Annotated in this window: 20 protein-coding genes; 15 read left to right on the top strand and 5 right to left on the bottom strand. The window is 58.0% G+C overall.

What is annotated here, in order from left to right; genetic code table 11:
- Positions 1-80: 80 nt before the first annotated feature.
- The 5 genes from PSH91_RS08165 to PSH91_RS08185 form a co-directional block, all read right to left on the bottom strand.
- Positions 81-1,007, bottom strand: coding sequence for a GGDEF domain-containing protein (locus PSH91_RS08165; RefSeq protein ID WP_047226301.1), 927 nt, complete (start codon positions 1,005-1,007; stop codon positions 81-83).
- A 362-nt stretch (positions 1,008-1,369) separates the two neighbouring features.
- A complete protein-coding gene (locus PSH91_RS08170; RefSeq protein ID WP_047226302.1) occupies positions 1,370-2,110 on the bottom strand; it encodes a YciK family oxidoreductase in 741 nt (246 codons plus the stop codon).
- 210 nt (positions 2,111-2,320) lie between these two features.
- Complete coding sequence (gene mupP, locus PSH91_RS08175; RefSeq protein WP_047226303.1) at positions 2,321-2,992, bottom strand: N-acetylmuramic acid 6-phosphate phosphatase MupP; 672 nt, start codon at positions 2,990-2,992, stop codon at positions 2,321-2,323.
- A gap of 4 nt (positions 2,993-2,996) precedes the next feature.
- The gene (gene ubiG, locus PSH91_RS08180; RefSeq protein WP_047226304.1) at positions 2,997-3,695 is read right to left on the bottom strand and encodes a bifunctional 2-polyprenyl-6-hydroxyphenol methylase/3-demethylubiquinol 3-O-methyltransferase UbiG; all 699 of its coding nucleotides are present in this window, start codon (positions 3,693-3,695) and stop codon (positions 2,997-2,999) included.
- 61 nt (positions 3,696-3,756) lie between these two features.
- Positions 3,757-5,088, bottom strand: coding sequence for a TRZ/ATZ family hydrolase (locus PSH91_RS08185; protein WP_047226305.1), 1,332 nt, complete (start codon positions 5,086-5,088; stop codon positions 3,757-3,759).
- Positions 5,089-5,194: 106 nt separating this feature from the next.
- Here PSH91_RS08185 and mtnA point away from each other — a divergent pair, with 106 nt between their 5' ends.
- The 15 genes from mtnA (at position 5,195) to wecC (ending at position 25,203) form a co-directional block, all read left to right on the top strand.
- Positions 5,195-6,271, top strand: coding sequence for an S-methyl-5-thioribose-1-phosphate isomerase (gene mtnA, locus PSH91_RS08190; protein ID WP_076385788.1), 1,077 nt, complete (start codon positions 5,195-5,197; stop codon positions 6,269-6,271).
- 447 nt (positions 6,272-6,718) lie between these two features.
- The gene (gene gyrA / locus PSH91_RS08195; protein ID WP_047226307.1) at positions 6,719-9,382 is read left to right on the top strand and encodes a DNA gyrase subunit A; all 2,664 of its coding nucleotides are present in this window, start codon (positions 6,719-6,721) and stop codon (positions 9,380-9,382) included.
- 233 nt (positions 9,383-9,615) lie between these two features.
- Positions 9,616-10,701 carry a 3-phosphoserine/phosphohydroxythreonine transaminase gene (gene serC, locus PSH91_RS08200; protein ID WP_047226308.1) on the top strand — a complete coding sequence of 362 codons (1,086 nt, stop codon included), beginning with the start codon at positions 9,616-9,618 and terminating at the stop codon, positions 10,699-10,701.
- Positions 10,701-11,795 carry a prephenate dehydratase gene (gene pheA / locus PSH91_RS08205; RefSeq protein ID WP_003199233.1) on the top strand — a complete coding sequence of 365 codons (1,095 nt, stop codon included), beginning with the start codon at positions 10,701-10,703 and terminating at the stop codon, positions 11,793-11,795. Before serC ends, pheA begins: the two co-directional genes overlap by 1 nt.
- Before the next feature lie 13 nt (positions 11,796-11,808).
- Positions 11,809-12,921 (top strand): histidinol-phosphate transaminase, encoded by a 1,113-nt coding sequence (gene hisC, locus PSH91_RS08210; protein ID WP_107322147.1) that lies wholly within the window; start codon positions 11,809-11,811, stop codon positions 12,919-12,921.
- A gap of 28 nt (positions 12,922-12,949) precedes the next feature.
- Positions 12,950-15,157: a bifunctional prephenate dehydrogenase/3-phosphoshikimate 1-carboxyvinyltransferase gene (locus tag PSH91_RS08215; RefSeq protein WP_047226310.1), complete on the top strand. Its 2,208-nt coding sequence runs from the start codon at positions 12,950-12,952 to the stop codon at positions 15,155-15,157.
- Positions 15,154-15,843: a (d)CMP kinase gene (cmk, locus tag PSH91_RS08220; protein ID WP_305467816.1), complete on the top strand. Its 690-nt coding sequence runs from the start codon at positions 15,154-15,156 to the stop codon at positions 15,841-15,843. The genes PSH91_RS08215 and cmk overlap by 4 nt, the downstream gene beginning before the upstream one ends.
- A gap of 120 nt (positions 15,844-15,963) precedes the next feature.
- Positions 15,964-17,658, top strand: a complete 1,695-nt coding sequence (gene rpsA, locus PSH91_RS08225; RefSeq protein WP_014337228.1) for a 30S ribosomal protein S1 — start codon at positions 15,964-15,966, stop codon at positions 17,656-17,658.
- A 276-nt stretch (positions 17,659-17,934) separates the two neighbouring features.
- On the top strand, positions 17,935-18,213 hold the full coding sequence (locus tag PSH91_RS08230) for a hypothetical protein (protein ID WP_076385780.1): 279 nt from the start codon (positions 17,935-17,937) through the stop codon (positions 18,211-18,213).
- A 146-nt stretch (positions 18,214-18,359) separates the two neighbouring features.
- Positions 18,360-18,656, top strand: coding sequence for an integration host factor subunit beta (gene ihfB, locus PSH91_RS08235; protein WP_047226313.1), 297 nt, complete (start codon positions 18,360-18,362; stop codon positions 18,654-18,656).
- 26 nt (positions 18,657-18,682) lie between these two features.
- The gene (locus tag PSH91_RS08240; RefSeq protein ID WP_047226314.1) at positions 18,683-18,907 is read left to right on the top strand and encodes a LapA family protein; all 225 of its coding nucleotides are present in this window, start codon (positions 18,683-18,685) and stop codon (positions 18,905-18,907) included.
- Positions 18,908-19,102: 195 nt separating this feature from the next.
- The gene (locus tag PSH91_RS08245; protein WP_305467820.1) at positions 19,103-20,173 is read left to right on the top strand and encodes an LPS O-antigen chain length determinant protein WzzB; all 1,071 of its coding nucleotides are present in this window, start codon (positions 19,103-19,105) and stop codon (positions 20,171-20,173) included.
- Positions 20,174-21,657: 1,484 nt separating this feature from the next.
- On the top strand, positions 21,658-22,140 hold the full coding sequence (gene rfaH / locus PSH91_RS08250; protein ID WP_305467822.1) for a transcription/translation regulatory transformer protein RfaH: 483 nt from the start codon (positions 21,658-21,660) through the stop codon (positions 22,138-22,140).
- Between the two features lie 573 nt (positions 22,141-22,713).
- Positions 22,714-23,835 carry a non-hydrolyzing UDP-N-acetylglucosamine 2-epimerase gene (gene wecB / locus PSH91_RS08255; RefSeq protein WP_305467823.1) on the top strand — a complete coding sequence of 374 codons (1,122 nt, stop codon included), beginning with the start codon at positions 22,714-22,716 and terminating at the stop codon, positions 23,833-23,835.
- 96 nt (positions 23,836-23,931) lie between these two features.
- Positions 23,932-25,203, top strand: coding sequence for a UDP-N-acetyl-D-mannosamine dehydrogenase (gene wecC, locus PSH91_RS08260; RefSeq protein ID WP_305467824.1), 1,272 nt, complete (start codon positions 23,932-23,934; stop codon positions 25,201-25,203).
- The last annotated feature ends 51 nt before the right edge of the window (positions 25,204-25,254 follow it).

The following is a 25,254-nucleotide window of genomic DNA, read 5'->3' on the forward strand; positions in this document are numbered from 1 at the left end:
TTGATTGCCTGATCGCCATCGCGAGCACGCTCGCTCCCACATTTTTCGACGGTGTTCACAGAATCTGTCATTGCTGGTTTTCAACCCGCCATCGCCAGCCGGTTGCGGCCCTCGCGCTTGGCCACGTACAACGCGTTGTCGGCCCTGCGCAGCAGGCTTTCGACTGACTCACCCGGCAGCAACGTCGCGCAACCCAGGCTGACCGTCAGTTCGATTCTGGTGCCTGCGGCAAAATAATCCTGCGCCTGGGCGGCATGACGCAGTCGTTCTCCGACCAAGGCCGCGGCGTCCCGGCTGGTGTTCGAGAGCAGAATCAGGAATTCTTCGCCGCCGAACCTGAACACCATGTCCACATTGCGCAGCTGATTCTTGATGGCCTCGGCTACGCCCTTCAACACCTCATCGCCGATACCGTGCCCATGACTGTCGTTGACGCGCTTGAAATGATCGATGTCCAGCATCAACAGTGACAGCGGTTGCAAATGACGCTTGGCCATATCAATTTCACGGATCAGCGTCTGGTCCATGGCGATGCGGTTGCCGGTGCCGGTCAGTGGGTCACGCAGGGCACTTTGGGTCGCGGCGCGGTAGAGCAGAGCATTGCGCAACGGAAACAGCAGCGTCGACAACACAGACTCAAGGTCGGCTTGTTCGGTCTCGGTGAAGCGTTGATTGCGGCGAAACACCAGCTCGCCCAAATACTCGCTTTCATGGCTGAGGTTGTAGGTGAGGGTGTGATGTCCGCGTTGCCCCAGCTCCAGGCGCAGATCGCTGGGGCTGTGGCGATAGATCAGCGCGTCCAGCGGCACCAGCCGCTGAACCTCACGAAAAAACAGCCCCAGGATCCGTTGCGGCTCCAGGCTGGTCTGCAATTGCTGGCTCAGCTGCTGACGCAACTGCGAAAGATTGACAGAGCGTGCCACCAGCGGTGACGGCTGGCCAAAGCCCAGGCGCTGCAGTTTGGCGCTGTCGAAATCAATCGCGTTGATCTGGGTTGGCGTTTTCATATGGCGTGAGCCCCTAAGCAAATCTGTCCTGACAGGTTGGGTGAGGCGGCTTTGGGCGGCGCGTCGTACTGGTCCTTCAGTCCCGTAGGACATCTGATTTGAGTTTAGTCCGCTTTACCTGGCAGGCATAAGTCTCATCTCAACATCCATTACCCGCCGAACATGGCGTGTTTGAGGATCTTTAGAGCGAAAGTCGTGCCATTCGGTTCAGTAGAATAAAAACCGATTGTAAATCAATGTATTGACTGCAAACGGCGAGCGCGTCGTCGGCATGGGGCGACATGGACTTGGCGGTTCGCCTGGCTACGTATCGGGCGCAGAGACGTCGCGACGGTAAACCGACGCGACGCGAAGGTGAACAATTATTGGGCGTTGAACGCCTGACCGTTGACGCCTGTGCTATCCGGCCCCATGAGGTACAGGTAGACCGGCATGATTTCTTCAGGCGTAGGGTTGTTGAGCGGGTTTTCCCCCGGATAGGCCTGGGCGCGCATGCTGGTGCGGGTGGCGCCGGGGTTGATGCTGTTGGCGCGCATGGGTGCGACGGTCTCGACTTCGTCGGCCAGGGTTTGCATCAGCCCCTCGGTGGCAAACTTGGAGACACCATAAGCCCCCCAGTAAGCCCGTCCCTTACGCCCGACGCTGCTGGAGGTGAACACCACGGACGCGTCCTTGGACAGCTTGAGCAGCGGCAGCAAGGTGCTGGTGAGCATGAACATGGCGTTGACGTTCACCTGCATCACCCGCATGAAGTTCTCGCCGGACAACTGCTCCAGCGGCGTACGCGGGCCGATGATCGAGGCGTTGTGCAGCAGGCCGTCCAGATGGCCGAATTCGGTTTCAATCATCGCCGCCAGTTCATCGTACTGATGGGGCAGGGCGGTTTCGAGGTTGAACGGGATTACCACCGGCTGTGGATGCCCGGCCGCTTCGATTTCATCGTAGACCTGGGTCAGGTTGGCTTCGGTCTTGCCCAGCAGCAATACAGTAGCGCCGTGGGCGGCATAGGCCTTGGCGGCTGCGGCGCCGATGCCGCGACCAGCGCCGGTGACCAGGATGACCCGGCCATTGAGCAGGTCGGGGCGGGCGGAATACTCAAACATAAAAAAACCTCACGAAACAGAACAAATGCGTGGTGATGCGCACGTGTGGCGAAGGGATTGATCTGTGGCGAGGGGATTTATCCCCGCTGGGCTGCGAAGCAGCCCCAAATTTTTGCAGCTTGGCCTGATGCTGTAGGAGAGGCGCTTCGCGCCTCAGCGGGGATAAATCCCCTCGCCACAAAAGCATCGACAACAGTGAGTACGGTCAGCTCAGCAACTGCACAACGCGTTATCCAGCACTTCACGCAGCGCCGAGGGGTGATCGATCACCACATCCGCGCCCCAATGGTTCGGGTTGTCGTCTGGGTGAATGTAGCCGTAGGTCACCGCGCAGGTCCTGGTGCCGGCGCTGCGGCCAGACTCGATGTCCCGCAGGTCGTCGCCCACGAACAATACGCTGGCCGGATCCAGGTCGAGCATCTTGCACGCCAGGGTCAGCGGTTCGGGGTCCGGCTTGCTGTTCTTTACATGGTCGGGGCAGATCAGCACTTTCGAGCGTTCGGCCAGGCCTAGCTGCTGCATGATCGGCTCGGCAAAGCGCACCGGTTTGTTGGTGACCACCCCCCAGATCAGGTTGGCGGCCTCAATGTCGGCCAGCACCTGGGCCATGCCGTCAAACAGGTGGCTGTGTACCGCGCAGCCCTTGAGGTAGCGGTCGAGGAATTCCTGGCGCAGTTCCTCGAAACCCGGCGACTCCGGGTCCATGGAGAAGGTCACCGCGACCATCGCCCGGGCGCCGCCGGAAATTTCGTCGCGAATATGCTGCGTGTTCATCGGTGGCAGGCCACGGTCGGCACGCATGGCCTGGCAGATGGCGATGAAGTCCGGCGCGGTGTCGAGCAGCGTGCCGTCCATGTCGAAGAGAACCGCTTTGAGACGCATCGACTTACTCCTCGCGCAAGGTCTGGATCATGTAGTTGACATCAACGTCGGCGGCCAGCTTGTAGTGCTTGGTCAGCGGGTTGTACGTCAGGCCGATGATGTCCTTGACGGTCAGCCCGGCCATGCGGCTCCAAGCCCCCAGCTCCGAAGGCCGGATGAATTTCTTGAAGTCGTGAGTGCCACGTGGCAACAGCTTCATGATGTATTCGGCGCCGATGATGGCGAACAGGTAGGCCTTCGGATTGCGGTTGATGGTGGAGAAGAACACCTGGCCACCGGGCTTGACCATGCGAAAGCACGCGCGGATGACTGATGATGGATCCGGTACGTGTTCAAGCATTTCCAGGCAAGTGACCACATCGAACTGCTCGGGCATTTCCTCGGCCAGGGCTTCGGCGGTGGTCTGCCGGTATTCCACGCTGACGCCGGATTCCAGTTGATGCAGTTGCGCAACCGCCAGCGGTGCTTCGCCCATGTCGATGCCCATCACCGTCGCTCCGCGCTGGGCCATGGCTTCGCTGAGGATGCCGCCGCCGCAGCCGACATCGAGCACCTTCTTGCCAGCCAGGCTGACTCGCTCGTCAATCCAGTTGACCCGCAGCGGGTTGATATCGTGCAGCGGTTTGAATTCGCTTTCACGGTCCCACCAGCGATGGGCCAGGGCTTCGAATTTGGCGATTTCAGCGTGGTCGACGTTGCTCATGTGCAGATCCTCGAAAAACTTGAAAAATCGTAGGGCCCGAGCCGTGGCTCAAGGGGCCTGGTTATTCGTTGTGGCCGCTGATGCGACGACCCCATGCCTGTGCCGTGGCACTGAGCTGCGATTCGTCCAGGCGGGTCAGGCGGCCGTCCTCAAGCAAGGGCTTGCCGGCCACCCACAGATGTTTCACGCAGTCGCGACCGGTGGCGTAGATCAGTTGCGACACCGGGTCATAGACCGGCTGCTGGGCCAGTCCCGACAAGTCAAAGGCCACCAGGTCGGCGGCCTTGCCGACTTCCAGCGAGCCGACCGTCGCTTCGATGCCCAGTGCCCGGGCGCCATTGAGCGTGGCCATGCGCAACGCCCGGTGGGCGTCCAGGGCCGTGGCCGAACCGGCGACGGCCTTGGCCAGCAACGCGGCGGTACGCGTCTCGCCCAGCAGGTCCAGATCGTTGTTGCTCGCCGCCCCGTCAGTGCCGACCGCGACATTGACCCCGGCCTGCCACAAGCGCTCCACCGGGCAGAAACCGCTGGCCAGCTTCATATTCGATTCCGGGCAATGGATCACGCTACAGTTGCTTTCTACCAGCAACGCCTGGTCTTCATCGCTGACCTGAGTCATGTGCACCGCCTGAAAGCGTGGCCCCAGCAGGCCCAGTCGCCCAAGCCGGGCCATGGGTCGCTCACCGGTGTTATCCACAGCCTGCTGTACTTCGAAGGCGGTTTCGTGAACATGCATATGAATGGCCGCGTCCAGTTCTTCGGCGATTACCCGGATTTTTTCCAGGTTCTCGTCGCCGACGGTGTAGGGCGCATGGGGGCCGAATGCCACTTTGATCCGTGGATGATGCTTGAGGTCGCCAAACAATTCGATGCCCTGACGAATGGCATCGTCGGCGCTGGCGGCACCGGGGATCGGAAAATCGAGGATCGGAATGGCGATTTGTGCGCGGATACCGCTGTTATGCACACGCTCGCTGGCAACCTTGGGGTAGAAATACATGTCCGAGAAACACGTGATGCCGCCCTTGAGCTGCTCGGCGATCGCCAGGTCAGTGCCGTCGCGAACAAAATCTTCGTCGACCCATTTACCCTCGGCCGGCCAGATGTGTTGTTCAAGCCAGGTCATCAAGGGCAGGTCGTCGGCCAGCCCGCGGAACAGGGTCATCGCCGCATGGCCGTGGGCGTTGATCAATCCGGGGCTCAGGAGCATGCCCGGCAGTTCGCGGACCTGGGCTGAGTCACACTTCAGGGCTTCTGCCCTTGGACCGATGAACACAATGCAGCCGTCGCGGATGCCCAGGCCATGATCCTTGAGCACGACACCGGCGGGTTCGACAGGCACCAACCAGGTCGGCAGCAGTAATAAGTCGAGCGCAACGGCAGGCTTGGGCATCGTGGAACGGTTCCATGGCGTATAAAGGATGGCGAAGTATACCCGAGCGTCTTCGCGGAGGGATCGCTATAATCGGCGGCTTTTGTTCATGAGTGCGGGGTGTGGGATGCGCGATCGACTGTTGGCTGCGGAGAAGGTGAAGGCCATCGATTGGCGTGATGGCGCCCTCTATCTGTTGGATCAGCGTATTTTGCCGTTCGAGGAAACCTGGATCGCCTATACCTCGGCGGCCGGCGTGGCCGAGGCCATTCGCTCGATGGTGGTGCGGGGCGCGCCGGCCATCGGCATCAGTGCGGCCTATGGCGTGGTGTTGGCAGCGCGGGCGCGGGTGGCCGAGGGCGGGGACTGGCAGACGGCGCTGGAAGCTGATTTTGCCCTGCTGGCCGACTCCCGGCCGACGGCGGTGAACCTGTTTTGGGCGCTTGACCGGATGCGCGACCGGCTGGGGCGCTTGAAAGAGCATGCCGAACCGCTGGCGGCCCTGGAGGCCGAAGCCATCGCAATCCATGAAAGCGACCGCGAAGCCAACCTGACCATGGCTCAGTTGGGTGTCGACCTGATCCGCAAGCATCAGGGCAACGCCCAGGCCATCCTGACCCATTGCAATACCGGCGCCCTGGCCACCGGCGGTTTTGGCACGGCCCTTGGCGTGATCCGGGGGGCGTTTATCGAGGGCATGGTCGAGCGCGTCTACGCCGACGAAACCCGTCCGTGGCTGCAAGGCTCGCGCCTCACCGCGTGGGAGTTGGCCAATGAAGGCATCCCGGTGACCCTCAATGCCGATTCCGCCGCCGCCCACATCATGAAGACAAAGGGCGTGACCTGGGTCATCGTCGGCGCCGACCGCATCACGGCCAATGGCGACGTGGCGAACAAGATCGGCACCTATCAACTGGCGGTCTGCGCCATGCACCATGGCGTGCGCTTCATGGTGGTGGCGCCGAGTTCGACCATCGATATGAACCTGGCCAGCGGCGAAGACATTCCGATTGAAGAGCGCGACGGGCGCGAACTGCTGGAGGTTGGTGGCAAGCGGGTCGGGGCGGAGGTGGATGCCTTCAACCCGGTGTTCGACGTCACCCCGGCGGACCTGATCGACGCCATTGTCACCGAGAAAGGCATCGTCGAGCGCCCGGATACGGCGAAGATGGCGCAGTTGATGTGTCGCAAGCGGTTGCACTGAAGGCTTTAAGTGTCGGATCTGCCGCTATCGCGAGCGGGCTCGCTCCCACATTGGATCGGTGTTGTGGCCGGAATCTTCGGCATACACAGATCCCCTGTGGGAGCGAGCCCGCTCGCGATGAGGCCCTAAAAGTCAGCAAATGAGTCTGAATTGAACCTCAAATCTGCTTTCGGCAAGCCTCTAAGCCCCTCTCGTCCCATATCAGCCTGTCACCGGTCAACTAACTATGCTCCATGCGCATCAGGGGGATAGGTGCGTGGCGGCTCTTGTGATAACATCCGGCGGTTTCCAGGGCTGCCTCACGAGGTGGCGTTTACTGCGCAGATCCATGGCATAACTCGTTGATTTGTCGTAAGTCGCTGCATGGCACTTGTTCTGCAGCGGCGAGCTTCGTTCGTCCCATCTGGATGTGACGAGGTTTCACCAGAAAAAGGAATCAGGCTTCTCATGGGCGAACTGGCCAAAGAAATCCTCCCGGTCAATATCGAAGACGAGCTGAAACAGTCCTACCTCGACTACGCAATGAGCGTAATCGTCGGGCGGGCGCTGCCGGATGCGCGCGATGGCTTGAAGCCCGTGCACCGGCGCGTGCTGTTCGCGATGAGCGAGCTGGGCAACGACTTCAACAAGCCGTACAAGAAATCAGCCCGTGTCGTCGGTGACGTGATCGGTAAGTATCACCCCCACGGTGACACCGCCGTGTACGACACCATCGTCCGGATGGCCCAGCCATTCTCCCTGCGCTACTTGCTGGTAGACGGCCAGGGCAACTTCGGTTCCGTGGACGGCGACAATGCTGCGGCCATGCGATACACCGAAGTGCGCATGACCAAGCTGGCCCACGAACTGCTGGCCGACCTGCATAAAGAAACCGTGGACTGGGTGCCGAACTACGACGGCACCGAAATGATCCCGGCGGTCATGCCGACCCGTATCCCGAACCTGCTGGTCAACGGCTCCAGCGGTATCGCCGTGGGCATGGCGACCAACATCCCGCCGCACAACCTCGGTGAAGTCATCGACGGTTGCCTGGCCCTCATCGACAATCCCGAGCTGACGGTCGATGAGCTGATGCAGTACATCCCCGGTCCTGACTTCCCGACCGCTGCGATCATCAACGGTCGCGCCGGCATCATCGAAGCCTACCGCACCGGTCGCGGCCGCATTTACATGCGCGCCCGCTCGACCATCGAAGACATCGACAAGGTCGGTGGTCGCCAGCAGATCGTCATCACCGAACTCCCATACCAGCTGAACAAGGCCCGTCTGATCGAGAAGATCGCCGAGCTGGTGAAAGAGAAGAAGCTTGAAGGCATCACCGAGCTGCGGGACGAGTCCGACAAGGACGGCATGCGCGTCGTGATCGAACTGCGTCGCGGCGAAGTGCCCGAGGTGATCCTCAACAACCTCTATGCCCAGACCCAGCTGCAAGCGGTGTTCGGCATCAACATCGTGGCGCTGATCGACGGCCGTCCGAGGATCCTGAACCTCAAGGATCTGCTGGAAGCCTTCGTGCGTCACCGTCGCGAAGTGGTCACCCGCCGCACCGTGTTCGAGCTGCGCAAGGCCCGCGAGCGTGGTCATATCCTCGAAGGCCAGGCCGTTGCCCTGTCGAACATCGACCCGGTCATCGCTCTGATCAAGGCCTCGCCAACCCCGTCGGAAGCCAAGGAAGCGCTGATCAGCACGCCTTGGGAATCCACCGCGGTAGTGGCGATGGTCGAGCGTGCCGGCGCCGACTCGTGCCGTCCGGAAAACCTCGACCCGCAATACGGCCTGCGCGATGGCAAGTACTTCCTGTCCCCGGAACAGGCGCAAGCCATCCTGGAACTGCGTCTGCACCGCCTGACCGGCCTGGAACACGAGAAGCTGCTGGCTGAATACCAGGAAATCCTCAACCAGATCGGCGAGCTGATCCGCATCCTCAACAGCGCCACGCGCCTGATGGAAGTGATCCGCGAAGAATTGGAAGTGATCCGCGCCGAATACGGCGACGTGCGCCGCACCGAGATTCTCGATGCGCGCCTGGACCTGACCCTGGGTGACATGATCCCGGAAGAAGAGCGCGTGGTGACCATTTCCCACGGCGGCTACGCCAAGACCCAGCCGTTGGCCGCCTACCAGGCCCAGCGTCGCGGCGGCAAAGGCAAGTCGGCCACAGGCGTCAAGGACGAGGACTACATCGCTCACCTGCTGGTTGCCAACAGCCACACCACGCTGTTGCTGTTCTCCAGCAAGGGCAAGGTGTACTGGCTCAAGACCTACGAAATCCCCGAAGCGTCCCGTGCCGCCCGTGGTCGTCCGCTGGTCAACCTGCTGCCGCTCGATAGCGATGAGTACATCACTACCATGCTGCCGGTGGAGGAATACACCGAAGGTCACTACATCTTCATGGCCACCGCCAAGGGCACCGTGAAGAAGACTCCGCTGGAATCCTTCAGTCGTCAGCGCAGTGTCGGCCTGATCGCCCTGGAGTTGGACGAGGGCGACGTGCTGATTTCCGCTGCCATCACCGACGGTGAGCGTGAGGTCATGCTGTTCTCCGACGGCGGCAAGGTTACCCGTTTCAAGGAATCCGACGTTCGCGCCATGGGCCGTACCGCCCGCGGTGTGCGCGGCATGCGCCTGCCGGAAGGTCAGAAGCTGATTTCCATGCTGATCCCCGAAGAAGGCAGCCAGATCCTCACCGCTTCGGCGCGTGGTTATGGCAAGCGCACGGCCATCAGCGAATTCCCTGAGTACAAGCGTGGCGGCCAGGGCGTGATCGCCATGGTCAGCAACGACCGTAACGGTCGTCTGGTCGGCGCTGTCCAGGTGCTCGATGGCGAGGAGATCATGTTGATCTCCGACCAGGGCACCTTGGTGCGCACGCGGGTGGCCGAAGTGTCGAGCCTGGGTCGTAACACCCAGGGTGTGACGCTGATCAAGCTGGCCAGCGACGAAACGCTGGTCGGGCTTGAGCGGGTGCAGGAGCCATCGGAAGTCGAAGGCGAGGAGCTGGAAGGCGAGGAGGGCGTGGCGTTCGACGGCACTCTTGCTACCGACGTTGACGACATGACCGGCGACCAACCGCTCGACGCTGCCGCAGACGAAGAAGAACCGCAGGACTAAGCGGACATGCAGGGGGCGGATGAAGATTCGCCCCCTTGTTGTTTGTCCCGTTTGAAAATTTGCGACACTGCACATGACGCGCAACTGTGGGAGCGAGCCTGCTCGCGATAACGGACTGACATTCAACATGGATGCTGACTGTTACATCGCTATCGCGAGCAGGCTCGCTCCCACATTTGGGTCATGTGTTGATTGAAGATTGATGTGACCACCAGATCAGAGCGAGATTGGATGTGAGCAAGAGAGCCTATAACTTCTGTGCCGGCCCGGCGGCGCTTCCTGAAGCGGTCCTGAAGCGTGCCCAAGGTGAACTTCTCGACTGGCATGGCAAGGGCCTGTCCGTCATGGAAATGAGCCATCGCAGCGATGAGTTCGTGTCCATTGCCACCAAGGCCGAGCAGGACTTGCGTGATCTGCTGAGCATCCCCTCCAACTACAAGGTGCTGTTCCTGCAGGGCGGCGCCAGCCAGCAGTTTGCCCAGATCCCGCTGAACCTGCTGCCCGAAAGCGGCAAGGCCGACTACATCGACACCGGGATCTGGTCGCAGAAAGCCATCGAAGAAGCCTCGCGCTACGGCCACGTCAATGTCGCGGCCACGGCCAAGCCCTACGACTATTTCGCCATTCCCGGCCAGAACGAGTGGAACCTGTCCAAGGACGCGGCCTACGTTCATTACGCGCCGAACGAAACCATCGGCGGCCTGGAATTCAACTGGATTCCGGAAACCGGCGACGTGCCATTGGTGGCTGACATGTCTTCGGACATCCTGTCGCGCCCGGTGGATATCTCCCGTTTCGGCATGATCTACGCCGGCGCCCAGAAGAACATCGGTCCCAGCGGCATCCTGGTCAGCATCATTCGCGAAGACCTGCTGGGACGCGCCCGTTCCTTGTGCCCGACCATGCTCAACTACAAGGTCGCCGCCGACAATGGCTCGATGTACAACACCCCGCCGACCCTGGCCTGGTACCTGTCCGGCCTGGTATTCGAGTGGCTCAAAGAACAGGGCGGTGTCGAGGCCATCGGCAAGCTCAACGAAGTGAAGCAGCGCACGCTCTATGACTTCATTGACGCCAGCGGCCTCTACAGCAATCCGATCAACAAGACTGATCGTTCGTGGATGAACGTACCGTTCCGCCTGGCCGACGATCGTCTCGATAAGCCGTTCCTGGCCGGTGCTGACGAGCGCGGGCTGCTGAACCTCAAGGGTCACCGTTCGGTCGGCGGCATGCGCGCTTCCATCTACAACGCCGTCGATATCAACGCGGTCAATGCGTTGATTTCCTACATGGCAGAGTTCGAGAAGGAACATGGTTGATGTCTGAGCAAGAACTCAAGGCGCTGCGCCTGCGCATCGATGCCCTGGACGAAAAGGTCCTGGAGCTGATCAGCGAGCGCGCGCGCTGCGCCCAGGAAGTGGCGCGGGTGAAAATGGCCTCCCTGGCCGAAGGCGAAGTGCCGGTGTTCTATCGCCCGGAGCGTGAAGCGCAGGTACTCAAGCGTGTCATGGAGCGCAACAAGGGGCCTCTGGGCAACGAAGAAATGGCGCGGTTGTTCCGCGAGATCATGTCTTCGTGCCTGGCCCTCGAGCAGCCTCTGAAAGTCGCTTACCTGGGCCCGGAAGGCACCTTCACCCAGGCGGCCGCCATGAAGCATTTCGGCCACGCCGTGATCAGCAAGCCGATGGCGGCCATCGACGAAGTCTTCCGTGAAGTGGCGGCGGGCGCGGTGAACTTCGGCGTGGTGCCGGTGGAAAACTCCACCGAAGGCGCGGTCAACCACACGCTGGACAGTTTCCTTGAGCACGACATGGTGATCTGCGGCGAAGTCGAGCTGCGCATCCACCATCACCTGCTGGTGGGGGAGAACACCAAGACCGACAGTATCAGCCGGATCTACTCCCACGCCCAGTCACTGGCCCAGTGCCGCAAGTGGCTGGATGCCCACTACCCGAATGTCGAGCGCGTGGCGGTCTCCAGCAACGCCGAGGCGGCCAAGCGAGTCAAGGGTGAATGGAACTCGGCGGCGATTGCCGGCGACATGGCGGCCGGCCTCTACGGCCTGACCCGCCTGGCGGAAAAAATCGAGGATCGCCCGGACAACTCCACGCGATTCCTGATGATTGGCAGCCAGGAAGTGCCGCCGACCGGCGACGACAAGACGTCGATCATCGTCTCCATGAGCAACAAGCCCGGCGCGCTCCATGAGCTGCTGGTGCCGTTCCATGACAATGGCATCGATCTGACACGGATCGAGACCCGTCCGTCGCGCAGCGGTAAATGGACCTACGTGTTTTTCATCGATTTTGTCGGCCACCACCGCGATCCACTGGTAAAAGGTGTGCTGGAAAAAATCAGTCAGGAAGCAGTGGCACTCAAGGTGCTGGGTTCCTACCCCAAAGCAGTTCTTTAAGGGCGGATAGCTAATGAGTGGCAACTTCCTCGCTCTGGCTCAGCCAGGCGTGCAACAACTCTCGCCTTACGTTCCAGGCAAGCCGGTGGACGAATTGGCCCGTGAGCTGGATCTGGACCCGGCCAGCATCGTCAAGCTGGCAAGCAACGAAAACCCTTTGGGGGCGAGCCCCAAGGCGCTGGAGGCGATCCGGGACGAGCTGGCCGAGCTGACCCGTTATCCCGACGGCAACGGTTTCGCCCTCAAGAGCCTGCTGGCCGAGCGCTGTGGCGTGGAGTTGAGCCAGGTCACCCTGGGCAACGGTTCCAATGACATTCTCGAGCTGGTGGCGCGTGCCTATCTGGCGCCGGGCCTCAACGCCGTGTTCAGCGAGCATGCGTTTGCGGTCTACCCGATCGCCACCCAGGCCGTCGGTGCCGACGCCCATGTGGTGCCGGCCAAGGATTGGGGGCACGACCTGCCCGCCATGCTGGCGGCCATCGACGCCAACACGCGCGTAGTCTTCATCGCCAACCCAAACAACCCGACCGGCACCTGGTTCGATGCCCAGGCGTTGGACGACTTCCTGCAGGACGTGCCCGAGCACGTGCTGGTGGTGCTGGATGAGGCCTACATCGAATACGCCGAAGGCAGCGATTTGCCCGATGGCCTGGATTTTCTCGCCGCCTACCCGAACCTGCTGGTCTCGCGCACGTTCTCCAAGGCCTATGGCCTGGCATCGCTGCGGGTTGGTTACGGCCTGTCCACCGCCGTGGTGGCCGATGTGCTCAACCGCGTGCGTCAGCCGTTCAACGTCAACAGCTTTGCCCTGGCCGCTGCCTGTGCTGCGCTCGGGGACGACGCCTACCTGGCCGAAAGTCGCCGCCTGAACGAGGCTGGCATGCAGCAGTTGGAAGCCGGGTTCCGTGAGTTGGGCCTGAGCTGGATTCCATCGAAAGGCAACTTCATCTGCGTCGACCTGGGCCGTGTCGCTGCCCCGGTGTTCCAGGGCTTGCTGCGCGAGGGTGTGATCGTGCGTCCGGTGGCCAACTACGGCATGCCGAACCACCTGCGCGTCACCATTGGCCTGCCAGCGGAAAACAGCCGCTTTCTCGAGGCGTTGAGCAAGGTTCTGGCTCGTGGTTGATGTCACTTCACTGCAATCTGCTGCACCTATGATCGGTCGCCTGGTGGTGGTCGGTCTGGGATTGATCGGCGGCTCTTTCGCCAAAGGCCTGCGCGAAAGCGGTCTGTGTCGTGAAGTGGTGGGTGTCGATCTGGACCCGCAGTCGCGTCGGCTGGCGGTGGAACTGGGAGTGGTGGATCGCTGTGAGGACGACCTGGCGATTGCTTGCCAGGGTGCGGACGTGATCCAGTTGGCTGTGCCGATCCTGGCCATGGAGAAGCTGCTGGCACGCCTGGCGACCATGGACCTGGGGCAGGCGATTCTCACGGACGTCGGCAGTGCCAAGGGCAATGTCGTGCGGGCGGCCACCGAAGCCTTCGGCGGGATGCCGGCGCGCTTTGTGCCGGGTCATCCGATTGCCGGTTCCGAGCAGAGCGGGGTGGAAGCCTCCAACGCCGAACTGTTTCGTCGTCACAAAGTAATATTGACGCCACTGGACCAGACCGATCCGGCTGCGCTGGCAGTGGTGGATCGCCTGTGGCGCGAGCTGGGTGCGGACGTCGAGCACATGCAGGTCGAGCGCCACGATGAAGTATTGGCCGCCACCAGCCATTTGCCACACCTGTTGGCGTTCGGTCTGGTGGATTCATTGGCCAAACGCAATGAAAATCTTGAGATCTTCCGTTACGCTGCCGGCGGTTTCCGCGATTTCACGAGAATCGCCGGTAGCGACCCGGTCATGTGGCACGACATCTTCCTCGCCAACCGCGAAGCTGTCCTGCGCACACTCGATACATTTCGCAGCGACCTCGACGCCTTGCGCGACGCGGTCGATGCAGGGGACGGGCACCAATTGCTGGGCGTTTTCACACGCGCCAGGGTGGCCCGCGAGCATTTCAGTAAAATCCTGGCCCGTCGGGCCTATGTGGACGCTATGAACTCCAACGATCTGATTTTCCTGGCACAACCTGGTGGCTCCCTGAGTGGGCGTATTCGTGTACCGGGCGATAAATCGATTTCCCATCGTTCGATCATGCTCGGCTCCCTGGCTGAAGGCGTGACCGAAGTGGAAGGCTTTCTCGAAGGTGAAGACGCCCTGGCGACGCTGCAAGCGTTCCGCGACATGGGCGTGGTCATCGAAGGCCCGCATCACGGTCGCGTGACCATTCATGGTGTCGGCCTGCACGGCCTCAAGCCGGCTCCGGGGCCGATCTACCTGGGCAACTCCGGCACGTCGATGCGCCTGCTGTCCGGACTGCTGGCCGCCCAGGACTTCGACAGCACCCTGACCGGTGACGCTTCGCTGTCCAAGCGGCCGATGAATCGCGTGGCCAACCCCCTGCGGGAAATGGGTGCGGTGATCGAGACGGCGGCCGAAGGTCGTCCGCCAATGACCATTCGCGGTGGCAACAAGCTCAAGGGCCTGACCTACACCATGCCGATGGCCAGCGCCCAGGTGAAATCCTGCCTGCTGTTGGCCGGTCTCTATGCCGAAGGCAAGACCACTGTCACCGAGCCGGCCCCGACCCGCGACCACACCGAGCGCATGCTGCGCGGCTTCGGCTACCCGGTCACGGTCAACGGTGCCACGGCCTCCGTCGAGTCCGGCAGCAAACTGACCGCGACCCACATTGAGGTGCCGGGCGATATCTCGTCCTCGGCGTTCTTCCTTGTGGCCGCCTCGATTGCCGAAGGCTCCGAGCTGGTGCTTGAGCATGTGGGCATCAACCCGACCCGTACCGGTGTGATCGACATCCTGCGCCTGATGGGCGCTGACATCACCCTGGAAAACCAGCGTGAAGTGGGCGGCGAGCCGGTTGCAGACCTGCGCGTACGAGCAGCTAAACTCAAGGGTATCGAGATTCCCGAAGCGCTGGTGCCACTGGCCATCGACGAATTCCCGGTGTTGTTCGTGGCGGCGGCCTGTGCCGAAGGGCGCACCGTGCTGACCGGCGCTGAAGAACTTCGGGTCAAGGAGTCGGATCGTATCCAGGTGATGGCTGACGGCCTGATCGCGTTGGGCGTGAAATGCCAGCCGACGCCGGACGGCATCATTATCGACGGCGGCCAGATCGGCGGTGGCGAAGTCCATGGTCACGGTGATCACCGTATCGCCATGGCCTTCAGTGTTGCGTCTTTGCGCGCCAGTGCGCCGATCCGCATCCATGATTGCGCCAACGTCGCGACGTCGTTCCCGAACTTCCTGGCGCTGTGTGCCCAGGTCGGTATTCGAGTAGCACAAGAGGCACAGTCGTGAACATCAAGGCACCGGTTATCACCATCGATGGCCCAAGCGGTTCGGGCAAGGGCACCATCGCCGGAATACTGGCCAAACAATTGGGCTGGAACCTGCTTGATTCGGGCGCCTTGTATCGTCTGCTGGCGTTCGCCGCGGCCAATCATGGCGTCGATCTGACCAACGAAGAGCTGCTCAAGGCCCTGGCTGCGCATCTGGACGTGCAGTTCATCGCGGCGACCGACGGTCAGCTGCAGCGCATCATTCTGGAGGGTGACGAAGTCAGCAATGTCATTCGTACCGAAAGCGTCGGGGCCGGGGCCTCCCAGGTCGCCGCGCTGCCGGCGGTGCGCGAGGCGTTGCTACAGCGCCAGCGCGCTTTCCAGGAGCCGCCCGGATTGGTGGCCGATGGGCGCGACATGGGGACCGTGGTGTTTCCCGATGCCCCGCTGAAGATTTTCCTCACCGCCAGTGCCGAGGAGAGGGCTCGTCGCCGATATTTGCAGTTGAAGGGCAAAGGCGAGGATGTTAGTCTGTCGAGTCTGCTAGATGAGATCCGTGCACGCGACGAGCGTGACACCCAGCGCGCAGTAGCCCCGCTCAAGCCGGCGGCTGACGCGATGCAGCTGGATTCCACGGAGTTGTCCATCGATCAGGTGTTGCAACGCATCATGAGCGAAATCGCCATCCGCGATATCGCCGGGTGACCAGGAAGCTCCGCAGGGGACCAGTCATAGTCCTGCGGTGCTTCTTTTATATGAAACTAACCCACACCGTCTGGGGTGTGGAGGCGGGCGTATTCTTCGCCCTAATCAACAGGAATTAAAATGAGCGAAAGCTTTGCGGAACTCTTTGAAGAAAGCCTGAAAACCCTGAACCTTCAGGCAGGCTCCATCATCACCGGTGTTATCGTTGATATCGATTACCAAGCTCGCTGGGTAACCGTTCACGCTGGTCTGAAGTCTGAAGCACTCATCCCGCTTGAGCAGTTCTACAACGACGCTGGCGAACTGAACATCAACGTCGGTGACGAAGTTCACGTTGCGCTGGACTCGGTTGAAGATGGCTTCGGTGAAACCAAGCTGTCCCGTGAAAAAGCCAAGCGCGCTGAATGCTGGATCGTTCTGGAAGCGGCTTTCGCAGCTGAGGAAGTGGTCAAGGGCGTTATCAACGGTAAGGTTAAAGGCGGCTTCACTGTCGACGTTAACGGCATCCGTGCGTTCCTGCCAGGTTCCCTGGTTGACGTCCGTCCAGTGCGCGACACCACGCACCTGGAAGGCAAAGAGCTGGAATTCAAGGTCATCAAGCTGGACCAGAAGCGCAACAACGTTGTCGTTTCCCGTCGCAGTGTCCTGGAAGCCGAGAACTCCGCCGAGCGTGAAGCTCTGCTGGAATCGCTGCAGGAAGGCCAGCAGGTCAAGGGTATCGTCAAGAACCTCACCGATTACGGCGCATTCGTCGATCTGGGTGGCGTCGATGGCCTGCTGCACATCACCGACATGGCCTGGAAGCGTATCAAGCATCCTTCGGAAATCGTCAACGTTGGCGACGAGATCGATGTCAAGGTTCTGAAGTACGATCGCGAGCGCAATCGTGTTTCCCTGGGCCTCAAGCAACTGGGTGAAGATCCATGGGTTGCTATCAAAGCCCGTTACCCAGAAAGCACCCGCGTCACCGCTCGTGTTACCAACCTCACCGACTACGGCTGCTTCGCTGAGCTGGAAGAAGGCGTTGAAGGTCTGGTACACGTTTCCGAAATGGACTGGACCAACAAGAACATCCACCCTTCGAAAGTCGTACAAGTCGGCGACGAAGTGGAAGTTATGGTTCTGGACATCGACGAAGAGCGTCGTCGTATCTCCCTGGGCATCAAGCAGTGCAAATCTAACCCATGGGAAGATTTCTCTGGCCAGTTCAACAAGGGCGATAAAATCTCCGGCACCATCAAGTCGATCACCGATTTCGGTATCTTCATTGGTCTGGACGGTGGCATCGACGGTCTGGTTCACCTGTCCGACATCTCCTGGAACGAAGTGGGCGAAGAAGCCGTGCGCCGCTTCAAGAAGGGCGACGAGCTGGACACCGTTATCCTGTCGGTTGACCCAGAGCGCGAGCGCATCTCCCTGGGCATCAAGCAACTGGAAAGCGATCCGTTCTCCGAGTACGTTCAAGAGAACGATAAAGGCGCAATCGTTAAGGGCATCGTGAAAGAAGTTGACGCTAAAGGCGCCATCATCACCCTGGCCGACGATATCGAAGCGACTCTGAAAGCCTCTGAAATCAGCCGTGACCGCGTTGAAGACGCGCGCAACGTTCTGAAAGAAGGCGAAGAAGTAGAAGCCAAGATCATCAGCGTTGACCGCAAGAGCCGCGTAATCCAGCTCTCCATCAAGTCGAAAGACGATGCTGAAGAGAAAGAAGCAATCCAGAGCCTGCGCGACAAGCCAGCTACCTCTGACATTGCTGCTGGTCCTACCACTCTGGGCGACCTGCTGCGTGCACAGATGGAAAAGCAGAACTGAGTTCTGTCAGACCATAAAAAAGGGCGACTTCGGTCGCCCTTTTTTGTGGGCGTGATTCGGGAAAACTGGCCTGTTTGTAAGTTGGCTCCTCTGTCTGACTCGGCAGTGAAACCAATCCTGCAACCTAACTGTCTCTTTCTTTAAGCAGATCAATCACCTGTTCAAGGTTAGACTGTGGATGCCCTGGTCTCCCCGGGCCAATGTGGGGGGGAGCCTGCTCGCGATAGCGTCAGGTCAGACACCACCCAGTCGGGTGCTGGCTATTTAAGGAGACGAATGAACAGGCTCATCCTGGTATTCGCGGTATTGGCCTTGGCAGGTTGCACCACAAGTGCCAAGACCCATGCGGTGCGTGGCGTCAGTGGCATCGAGGTCGATTGTTCCGGCCTGGGATCGGGCTGGGAAAAATGCCACAAGCGCGCTGCGAAGGAGTGCAAGGGCGCAGGGTACAAAGTCATCACTCGCTCCGATGATGCCAAGGATGAAGATCAGTATCCATTCGGCTTCAATCCGGCAGGCTACCTGACCCGCACGATGTTGGTCATTTGTCGTTGAATTCGCTCAAGTGCAAGGCTTGTGCAGAAGCGGGGCAAATACGACAGGATGAAGATATGTCAAGACTTGGGCTGTTCAAATTCTTCCGGTCATGCTAAAACCTTTTCAAGCGATTTTCCTAGCTGCTTGAAAAAGAAGGGAAAAATATGACGAAGTCGGAGTTGATCGAACGAATTGTCACCCATCAAGGGCTACTCTCATCTAAAGATGTGGAGCTGGCCATCAAGACCATGCTTGAGCAAATGTCCCAGTGCCTGGCGACCGGAGACCGCATCGAGATCCGTGGCTTCGGCAGCTTCTCTCTCCATTACCGTGCGCCGCGTGTCGGTCGCAATCCCAAAACCGGCCAATCCGTGAGCCTGGACGGTAAATTTGTTCCGCATTTCAAGCCGGGCAAGGAACTCAGGGATCGCGTCAATGAGGAGGAGGGGGATGACCTGTAAGGAGGCGTTTATGCAAGGGGAAATTCATGCACCGCTTTAAACGTTTTGCCCTCGTCTTGCTCGCGTTGCTAGTGGCTGCAGTCATCGTTCTGTTTGTGCTTGAAAATACCCACTCTGTCGCATTGTTGTTCTTGGGCTGGTCGACGCCGCAGGTTCCTGTTTCGGTTTTCGTGCTGTTGGCATTTCTCGCTGGTATGATGTTGGGCCCGCTACTCGCATGGTTCATGGGCCTGCGCCGGCGGTTTAAATAATGGATGTGTGAGCCCGGAAGTCTTTGTGTAAAAGGATCACTGTCTGCAACTTTTTTCTGGCTTTTGGGTGCGTTTTGATCGTGTTTAATTTAACTCAGTTTACTGCGGTATCCGCCGAGGGGCTGATCGTTCTGCCTTTTAGCGCGTCCAGTTTGTGTGCGGGCGCTATGTCAAAAAAAGGACACGAGGCCTCAGATGCAAAATAATCAAGTCGAAACCCATCGCTCTGATGAGATTGACCTTATCGCCCTTACTCAGGGGCTTTGGTCCCAAAAATGGCTGATCATTGGTGTGACTCTTTTAGTCACGGTAGGTGCGGCTGCGTATGCGCTTCTCAGTAAGCCGGTCTATGAGTCCAAGCTTTTCATCATGCCGCCAACGCAGAATGATATAGCCGAGCTGAATTTTGGTCGTGGGAAAAGCACTGAGCTGGAACCTTATTCGATCAAGTATGTTTATGACGTTTTTGCCAGAAACCTCCAAGGTGAATCCCTTCGTCGGAAATTTTTCGATGAGGTTTATCTTCCTTCCCTTGAAGAGTCTCAACGACAGGGCGCTCTCGACCGTTTGTACGCGCGCTTTTCCCGGGAGCTGGTGATCAAGGGGCCGGGAAAAGATACGCCAGATCGCTTTTCGGTGACCGTTCAAGGTGGAGACCCTGTCCGGGCCACCGAATGGGCAAAGATCTACGTCCAACACGCCAGCGAAGCTGCTGAGTCGGAGCTGGTCAAGAACGTGACCACCGAGGCGTCGGTAAATGCGCGTAACCTTGAGCAGCAAATTGTGAGCTTGCGCGAGACTGCCCAGCGAGTTCGCGAGGACCGCATTCAGCAGCTGCGGGAGGCGTTGAAGATCGCTGAAACGATCGGTTTGACCTCGCCGATAATCAACTCTTCTGCAGCGGTGGATATCACGGTAGAGACCGGCGATAAAATGGATTACCAGCGGGGTAGCAAAGCATTGGCAGCGGAAATCAATGCGCTGGAGTCCAGGTCTTCTGATGATGCATTTATCACTGATTTACGGCCGCTTCAGATGCAGTACGGTTTTTATCGTAAGTTGAATGTTGATCCTGAAAGAATTTCGGTTTATCGGCAGGATGGTAGTGTTGAGGTGCCGGAGAGTCCGATAAAACCCAGGAAAAGCTTGATCGTCGGGTTTGGTTTTTTTGCTGGGCTTGTGTTGGGTGTATTTATGGCATTGGTTTACTTTGTATTTTTCCGCAATCAAGATGGTCGATGGGGTGGAAAAGCTGGGAGAGGCTGAGCGCCGTTCCATAAATCTCAGTGAATATTGAAATTTTAAATGTGGGAAGCATAGCTGCGGTGTGACCTGAATAGCCTTTCTTCATCAAATTTGGTTTTTTGATGGTGGGAGGCTATTTAACGTTTTTGCCAACTTCCAAGGTGTTCGTCTCTTTGGAGTTGGTCTGAGTATTTGTTGGGTAATTTTAAACACTGGTCAAGGCGTTGTAGGTATTCGCAATAGTGGTGGTAGATATCCTCTACTAGTGTGCGAATTTTCATGCACAACGCAGAAGTGGGTCTGTTGGCGTAAAGCTACGGCTGCTGTCGCAGGAGATGGCCTTGGCTGCATTTAAGCTGCTTGTTACAGCTAATTTTACTTGATGTTTTTTATAGTTGATGCAGTGGTAAAGTTAATTGGCTGGCTATTTTGGTGCGATAAAATGAATCCGGTCCATTGCTATCGCGCCTATCAGTTCGCTTTGCGAAAATTCGGTTGAAATTTCTCCGTACCCTTCACGGGCGCTTAAATCAACCTGGGTTGGCTGTAGATGTTGTCTTCTTGAGTATGGATGGAGCTCTGTCTTTAATGGTTGCTACATAGTCGTAACTCAGCATTCTATAGCTGTGCGCACTTATGAAGATATATTGGCGGGGATTTGCATGAGGAAAGATTGACGGAGTTGCTAGCCGCCGTTGAGCGTGATGCCTATGCGCTGGTTCGTCATTTGCTTCGTGAGAGCGTCTACGGCTATGTCCCAGACGGCGAAATGGCTGACTGACTTTATCAATGGTGCCGCCTCAAACCCTAATTATTATATACACTATAATAGGTTGTGTTTTTGGACAATGCTCAATCTTTGGCTGGATGAGCGGCAGCCTTTAAAAATCGATTCTATTTTAGAAGATATAGGTATTACTAAGAGGTAAGGGCTCTCTCTAGTTTTGCGATTCAGGAGTCCCGTTTTTTAGGGCCTCATCAACAGCAGAAACCTTACGTCTTGCGGGGGAGCGAAAAAGCGCTGTCTCTCGTGGGGATAAGGCCGGCAATGCGGACAAGCCTGGATCGAACGGCCCGCATGTCTGGTACCGTGGGCTACGGCGCAACTCAACCGGAGCTACTAATTCCCAGTGGCACCAACGATGTTAGACTGTACGAATCTGGAGAGGGTTTGTCTTGGCTGCTTTGGGGCTATCACCAGCTTTGCGACCACAGCGGAGCGCCGGCAGTTGGCTCCCGCGGGAGAGACGTTCCCCTCAAAGGGGTTAAAATGACTTCAAACGGGTCGCCACTTAACCGGCACCTGGTAACGCAGATGGATGTGGTTTCAACAACAAAAGTCCTCCCTATCCACTCCAAACCGTTGGCTAGGCTAAAACGAATCCCGCAACCGGCCTATTCGAGCCAGCTGCACACAGGAGTAAACTGTCGGTGCGCAAATATCGCGCCGATTTGCTTGTCACCCTATGAATGTAAGCTCTGAGAATCCCATAAGCATTGCAGATATGGCCCCGGCCTGGTACCTCGTGCACTGCAAGCCTCGCCAGGATGAGCGTGCGGAAGAGAACCTGCTACGCCAGGGTTACACTTGCTATCGGCCGCAACACAGCTGCGAGCGGATAGTGCGAAGCCGTCGGCTAATCGTCGCCGAATCGCTGTTCCCTGGATATCTATTCATTCAGCTGGCTGCCGATGCAAACTGGGCTCCCCTGCGCTCGACTCGCGGGGTCAACCGTATAGTGGGCTTCGGCGGCATTCCGCTACGGCTTGATGACCGCCTGATTACGCATTTGCGGCAACGCACGGCAACAGCTACTAAACCGGCACTCGCGGCAGGGGATAGCGTACGCATTACCCAGGGCGGCTTTGCAGAGCTGGACGCCATCTTCGTAGCAATGGATGGCGAGCAGCGCGTAATACTGCTGCTTAATATGCTCAACCGCCAGCAAAAGATCAGCATGCCGTTGGTGAGCATAATCAAGAATTGAATCAGCCTCGGCTCGGCCGAGGTCAAAGCTACACCCTGGCTGTGCCAGTAAAATTTAAAGCCTGCGACGTTCTCAGGGAACCAACGGTAAATCCTGGGGCGGTAGCGTGTCTGGTGCAGATCAAACCTCAACACGCTCAGGAAGGTTAGGGCTGTTTTCGGTCCCTAGGGCGATATTTTTATTTTTGCAGGTTTAGTTTTGGGCGGGAGCTGGCCGTCATTGTTTCGTGGGAGCCTACAGGCAATGCGTTATTTACATCTGTCCGTAGGGCCGTCCGGGCGCGATTCTTTGCGTGTCTAGAGCTCTTGTCCTAAGGCGCTGGTAGCCGAACGAATAAGCAGCCGGGGCAAGTCGTTGTCGCAAATGGGGGGTGGAGCGTATGACGGAACATCCTTAGTGATGAATTCAACTGCGTCGTTAATAGCCTTGGTGTTGACGTTGCTCTCGTAACAGAGCAGCTGGGAAAAATCGAACAAATCGTCGCTTAAAAAAGCTTGATAACTTCCGAGTTAAGGCTGTGGTTTTTGAGCTTAAAAAGGCCCGTCGTATATTCAGGCCAAGGAAATTTACTAGATGAAAACTCTATGTGTATTTGGTACCCGCCCCGAAGCAATCAAAATGGCACCCTTGGCTTTGGCTTTGGCTGCTGACGAGCGCTTCGAGTCCAAAGTATGCGTGACTGGCCAGCACCGAGAAATGCTTGATCAAGTTTTGGGTTTGTTTGCCATCGAGCCAGATTTTGACCTGAATATCATGAAGCCCGGACAAGATCTGACAGATGTAACGACTTCGATTCTTCAGGGTATGAAAACGGTTTTCGCTGAGTTCAAGCCAGACGTCGTATTGGTTCATGGCGATACGGCTACAACTTTTGCTACCACTCTGGCGGCTTATTACCAGCAAATCCCGGTCGCACACGTAGAAGCGGGCTTGCGGACAGGTAATATTTATTCCCCCTGGCCCGAAGAAGCCAACCGCAAACTGACTGGCGCTTTGGCGAATCTTCATTTCGCTCCCACTGAAACCTCCCAGGCCAACTTGCTGCGAGAGGGCGTTGCCCCCGCGAAAATCATCGTCACGGGCAATACTGTGATCGATGCACTACTGGATGTTGTTAAGCGCCTCGACCATGATGAAGAGCTGAACGCCATAGCATCTGCGCCTTCGGCATTCCTGGATCCTGCTCGCAAACTGATCCTGGTTACCGGGCATCGCCGTGAAAGTTTCGGTGATGGCTTCGAGCGTATTTGCCAGGCACTGATGGAAGTTGCCCAGCAACAACCTGATGTTGATATCGTTTACCCGGTTCACCTTAATCCCAATGTGCGTGAGCCGGTCAATCGTCTGCTCAATGGTATCAGTAATGTCCATTTGATCGAGCCGTTGGACTATCTGCCCTTCGTCTCCTTGATGAGCCGCGCGCACATCATCCTGACCGACTCGGGTGGCATCCAAGAGGAGGCCCCGTCGTTGGGTAAACCAGTGTTGGTCATGCGCGATACCACTGAGCGTCCCGAAGCCGTAGATGCAGGTACCGTTAAACTGGTGGGTACGTATACCAGCAACATAGTTGGCGAGCTGAATCGGTTGCTAACTGATCAAGACGCATACCGCGCCATGAGTTATGCCCATAACCCCTATGGTGATGGCCATGCTTGTGGTCGAATCATTGACGCCTTGTGCCAAACATTCTGAGCTTGCATCACACATTAGCGGTTGTAGAGCGAGTTCGCTCGCAATAGTCTGACTCTAATGCAAACATATTTATTTAAGAATATTCAAGGACGCACGATGCTTTTCCAAACCATTTCAGTCATAGGTCTCGGCTATATCGGTCTACCTACCGCTGCAGTATTTGCATCCCGCAAGAAGAAAGTGATTGGTGTTGATGTCAATCAGCAGGCGGTGGATACCATCAACCGGGGGGAGATTCATATCGTCGAACCCGATCTAGATATGGTTGTGCATGCTGCGGTCACTGAAGGTTATCTGCGTGCTACGACACAGGCAGAGCCAGCGGATGCGTTTTTAATTGCGGTACCAACTCCGTTTAAGGGCGATCACGAACCGGATCTCTCATATATAGAATCAGCGAGTAAGTCTATTGCGCCAGTTCTGAAGAAGGGTGACTTGGTGATTCTAGAGTCTACCTCCCCGGTGGGCGCGACTGAACAGATGGCAGCCTGGCTGGCTGCGTCCCGCCCCGATCTGAGTTTTCCGCAGACTCATGGGGAAGACTCAGACATTCGCGTAGCGCACTGCCCGGAACGGGTCTTGCCAGGCCATGTCTTGAGAGAGCTTGTGCAGAATGATCGAGTGATTGGCGGCATGACAGCCAAATGCTCCGAGGCAGCGGTCAAGCTTTATAAAACTTTCGTAGAAGGTGAGTGCGTCATTACCAACGCACGCACAGCAGAAATGTGCAAGCTCACCGAAAATAGCTTTCGCGACGTGAATATCGCCTTCGCCAATGAGTTATCGATTATTTGCGACAAGCTGGACATCAACGTCTGGGAGCTAATCCGCCTAGCTAACCGTCATCCGCGGGTGAGCATCTTGCAGCCTGGTCCCGGGGTAGGTGGACACTGCATTGCTGTGGATCCTTGGTTTATCGTTAGTAGCACTCCAGAAGAAGCAAGGCTCATCCGCGCTGCCCGCGAGGTTAACGACAGCAAGCCGTACTGGGTTGAGGATAAAGTGAAATTGGCCGTAGCTGAATTCTTACAGCAGAATCCAGAGAGGACTGCTTTGGATGTGACTATTGCCTGTTTTGGCCTGGCTTTTAAGCCTGATATCGATGATCTGCGTGAAAGCCCCGCTTTGGCAATTTCCCAGAAGATTGCCGCAGCCCACCCCGGTTGTGTATTGGCGGTTGAACCAAACATTGAAGCGCTGCCGATTAAGCTGGCGGGTAAAAAATTAGTCCTGAAAAGTATTGATCAAGCACTTGCCGAATCTGATGTATTGGTGTTGTTGGTCGATCACAAGGTGTTTAGAAGTATTCCTGTGGCTGCGCTTCGGGACCATAAGATCATTGACACCAGGGGTGTCTGGATCTCTTGATTGGTAAATTGTTCATGGGTGTCGAGATGTAAATCTACCCAATAGAACTTA

It is taken from the genome of Pseudomonas sp. FP1154, assembly GCF_030687245.1.
Lineage (GTDB): Bacteria > Pseudomonadota > Gammaproteobacteria > Pseudomonadales > Pseudomonadaceae > Aquipseudomonas > Aquipseudomonas rhizophila.

What these genes read in the sequence shown, in the direction of transcription:
- PSH91_RS08165 (WP_047226301.1), bottom strand. Translation starts at nt 1,007, where the DNA reads ATGAAAACGCCAACCCAGATCAACGCGATTGATTTCGACAGCGCCAAA.
- PSH91_RS08170 (WP_047226302.1), bottom strand. Translation starts at nt 2,110, where the DNA reads ATGTTTGAGTATTCCGCCCGCCCCGACCTGCTCAATGGCCGGGTCATC.
- mupP (WP_047226303.1), bottom strand. Translation starts at nt 2,992, where the DNA reads ATGCGTCTCAAAGCGGTTCTCTTCGACATGGACGGCACGCTGCTCGAC.
- ubiG (WP_047226304.1), bottom strand. Translation starts at nt 3,695, where the DNA reads ATGAGCAACGTCGACCACGCTGAAATCGCCAAATTCGAAGCCCTGGCC.
- PSH91_RS08185 (WP_047226305.1), bottom strand. Translation starts at nt 5,088, where the DNA reads ATGCCCAAGCCTGCCGTTGCGCTCGACTTATTACTGCTGCCGACCTGG.
- mtnA (WP_076385788.1), top strand. Translation starts at nt 5,195, where the DNA reads ATGCGCGATCGACTGTTGGCTGCGGAGAAGGTGAAGGCCATCGATTGG.
- gyrA (WP_047226307.1), top strand. Translation starts at nt 6,719, where the DNA reads ATGGGCGAACTGGCCAAAGAAATCCTCCCGGTCAATATCGAAGACGAG.
- pheA (WP_003199233.1), top strand. Translation starts at nt 10,701, where the DNA reads ATGTCTGAGCAAGAACTCAAGGCGCTGCGCCTGCGCATCGATGCCCTG.
- hisC (WP_107322147.1), top strand. Translation starts at nt 11,809, where the DNA reads ATGAGTGGCAACTTCCTCGCTCTGGCTCAGCCAGGCGTGCAACAACTC.
- PSH91_RS08215 (WP_047226310.1), top strand. Translation starts at nt 12,950, where the DNA reads ATGATCGGTCGCCTGGTGGTGGTCGGTCTGGGATTGATCGGCGGCTCT.
- rpsA (WP_014337228.1), top strand. Translation starts at nt 15,964, where the DNA reads ATGAGCGAAAGCTTTGCGGAACTCTTTGAAGAAAGCCTGAAAACCCTG.
- PSH91_RS08230 (WP_076385780.1), top strand. Translation starts at nt 17,935, where the DNA reads ATGAACAGGCTCATCCTGGTATTCGCGGTATTGGCCTTGGCAGGTTGC.
- ihfB (WP_047226313.1), top strand. Translation starts at nt 18,360, where the DNA reads ATGACGAAGTCGGAGTTGATCGAACGAATTGTCACCCATCAAGGGCTA.
- PSH91_RS08240 (WP_047226314.1), top strand. Translation starts at nt 18,683, where the DNA reads ATGCACCGCTTTAAACGTTTTGCCCTCGTCTTGCTCGCGTTGCTAGTG.
- PSH91_RS08245 (WP_305467820.1), top strand. Translation starts at nt 19,103, where the DNA reads ATGCAAAATAATCAAGTCGAAACCCATCGCTCTGATGAGATTGACCTT.
- rfaH (WP_305467822.1), top strand. Translation starts at nt 21,658, where the DNA reads ATGGCCCCGGCCTGGTACCTCGTGCACTGCAAGCCTCGCCAGGATGAG.
- wecB (WP_305467823.1), top strand. Translation starts at nt 22,714, where the DNA reads ATGAAAACTCTATGTGTATTTGGTACCCGCCCCGAAGCAATCAAAATG.
- wecC (WP_305467824.1), top strand. Translation starts at nt 23,932, where the DNA reads ATGCTTTTCCAAACCATTTCAGTCATAGGTCTCGGCTATATCGGTCTA.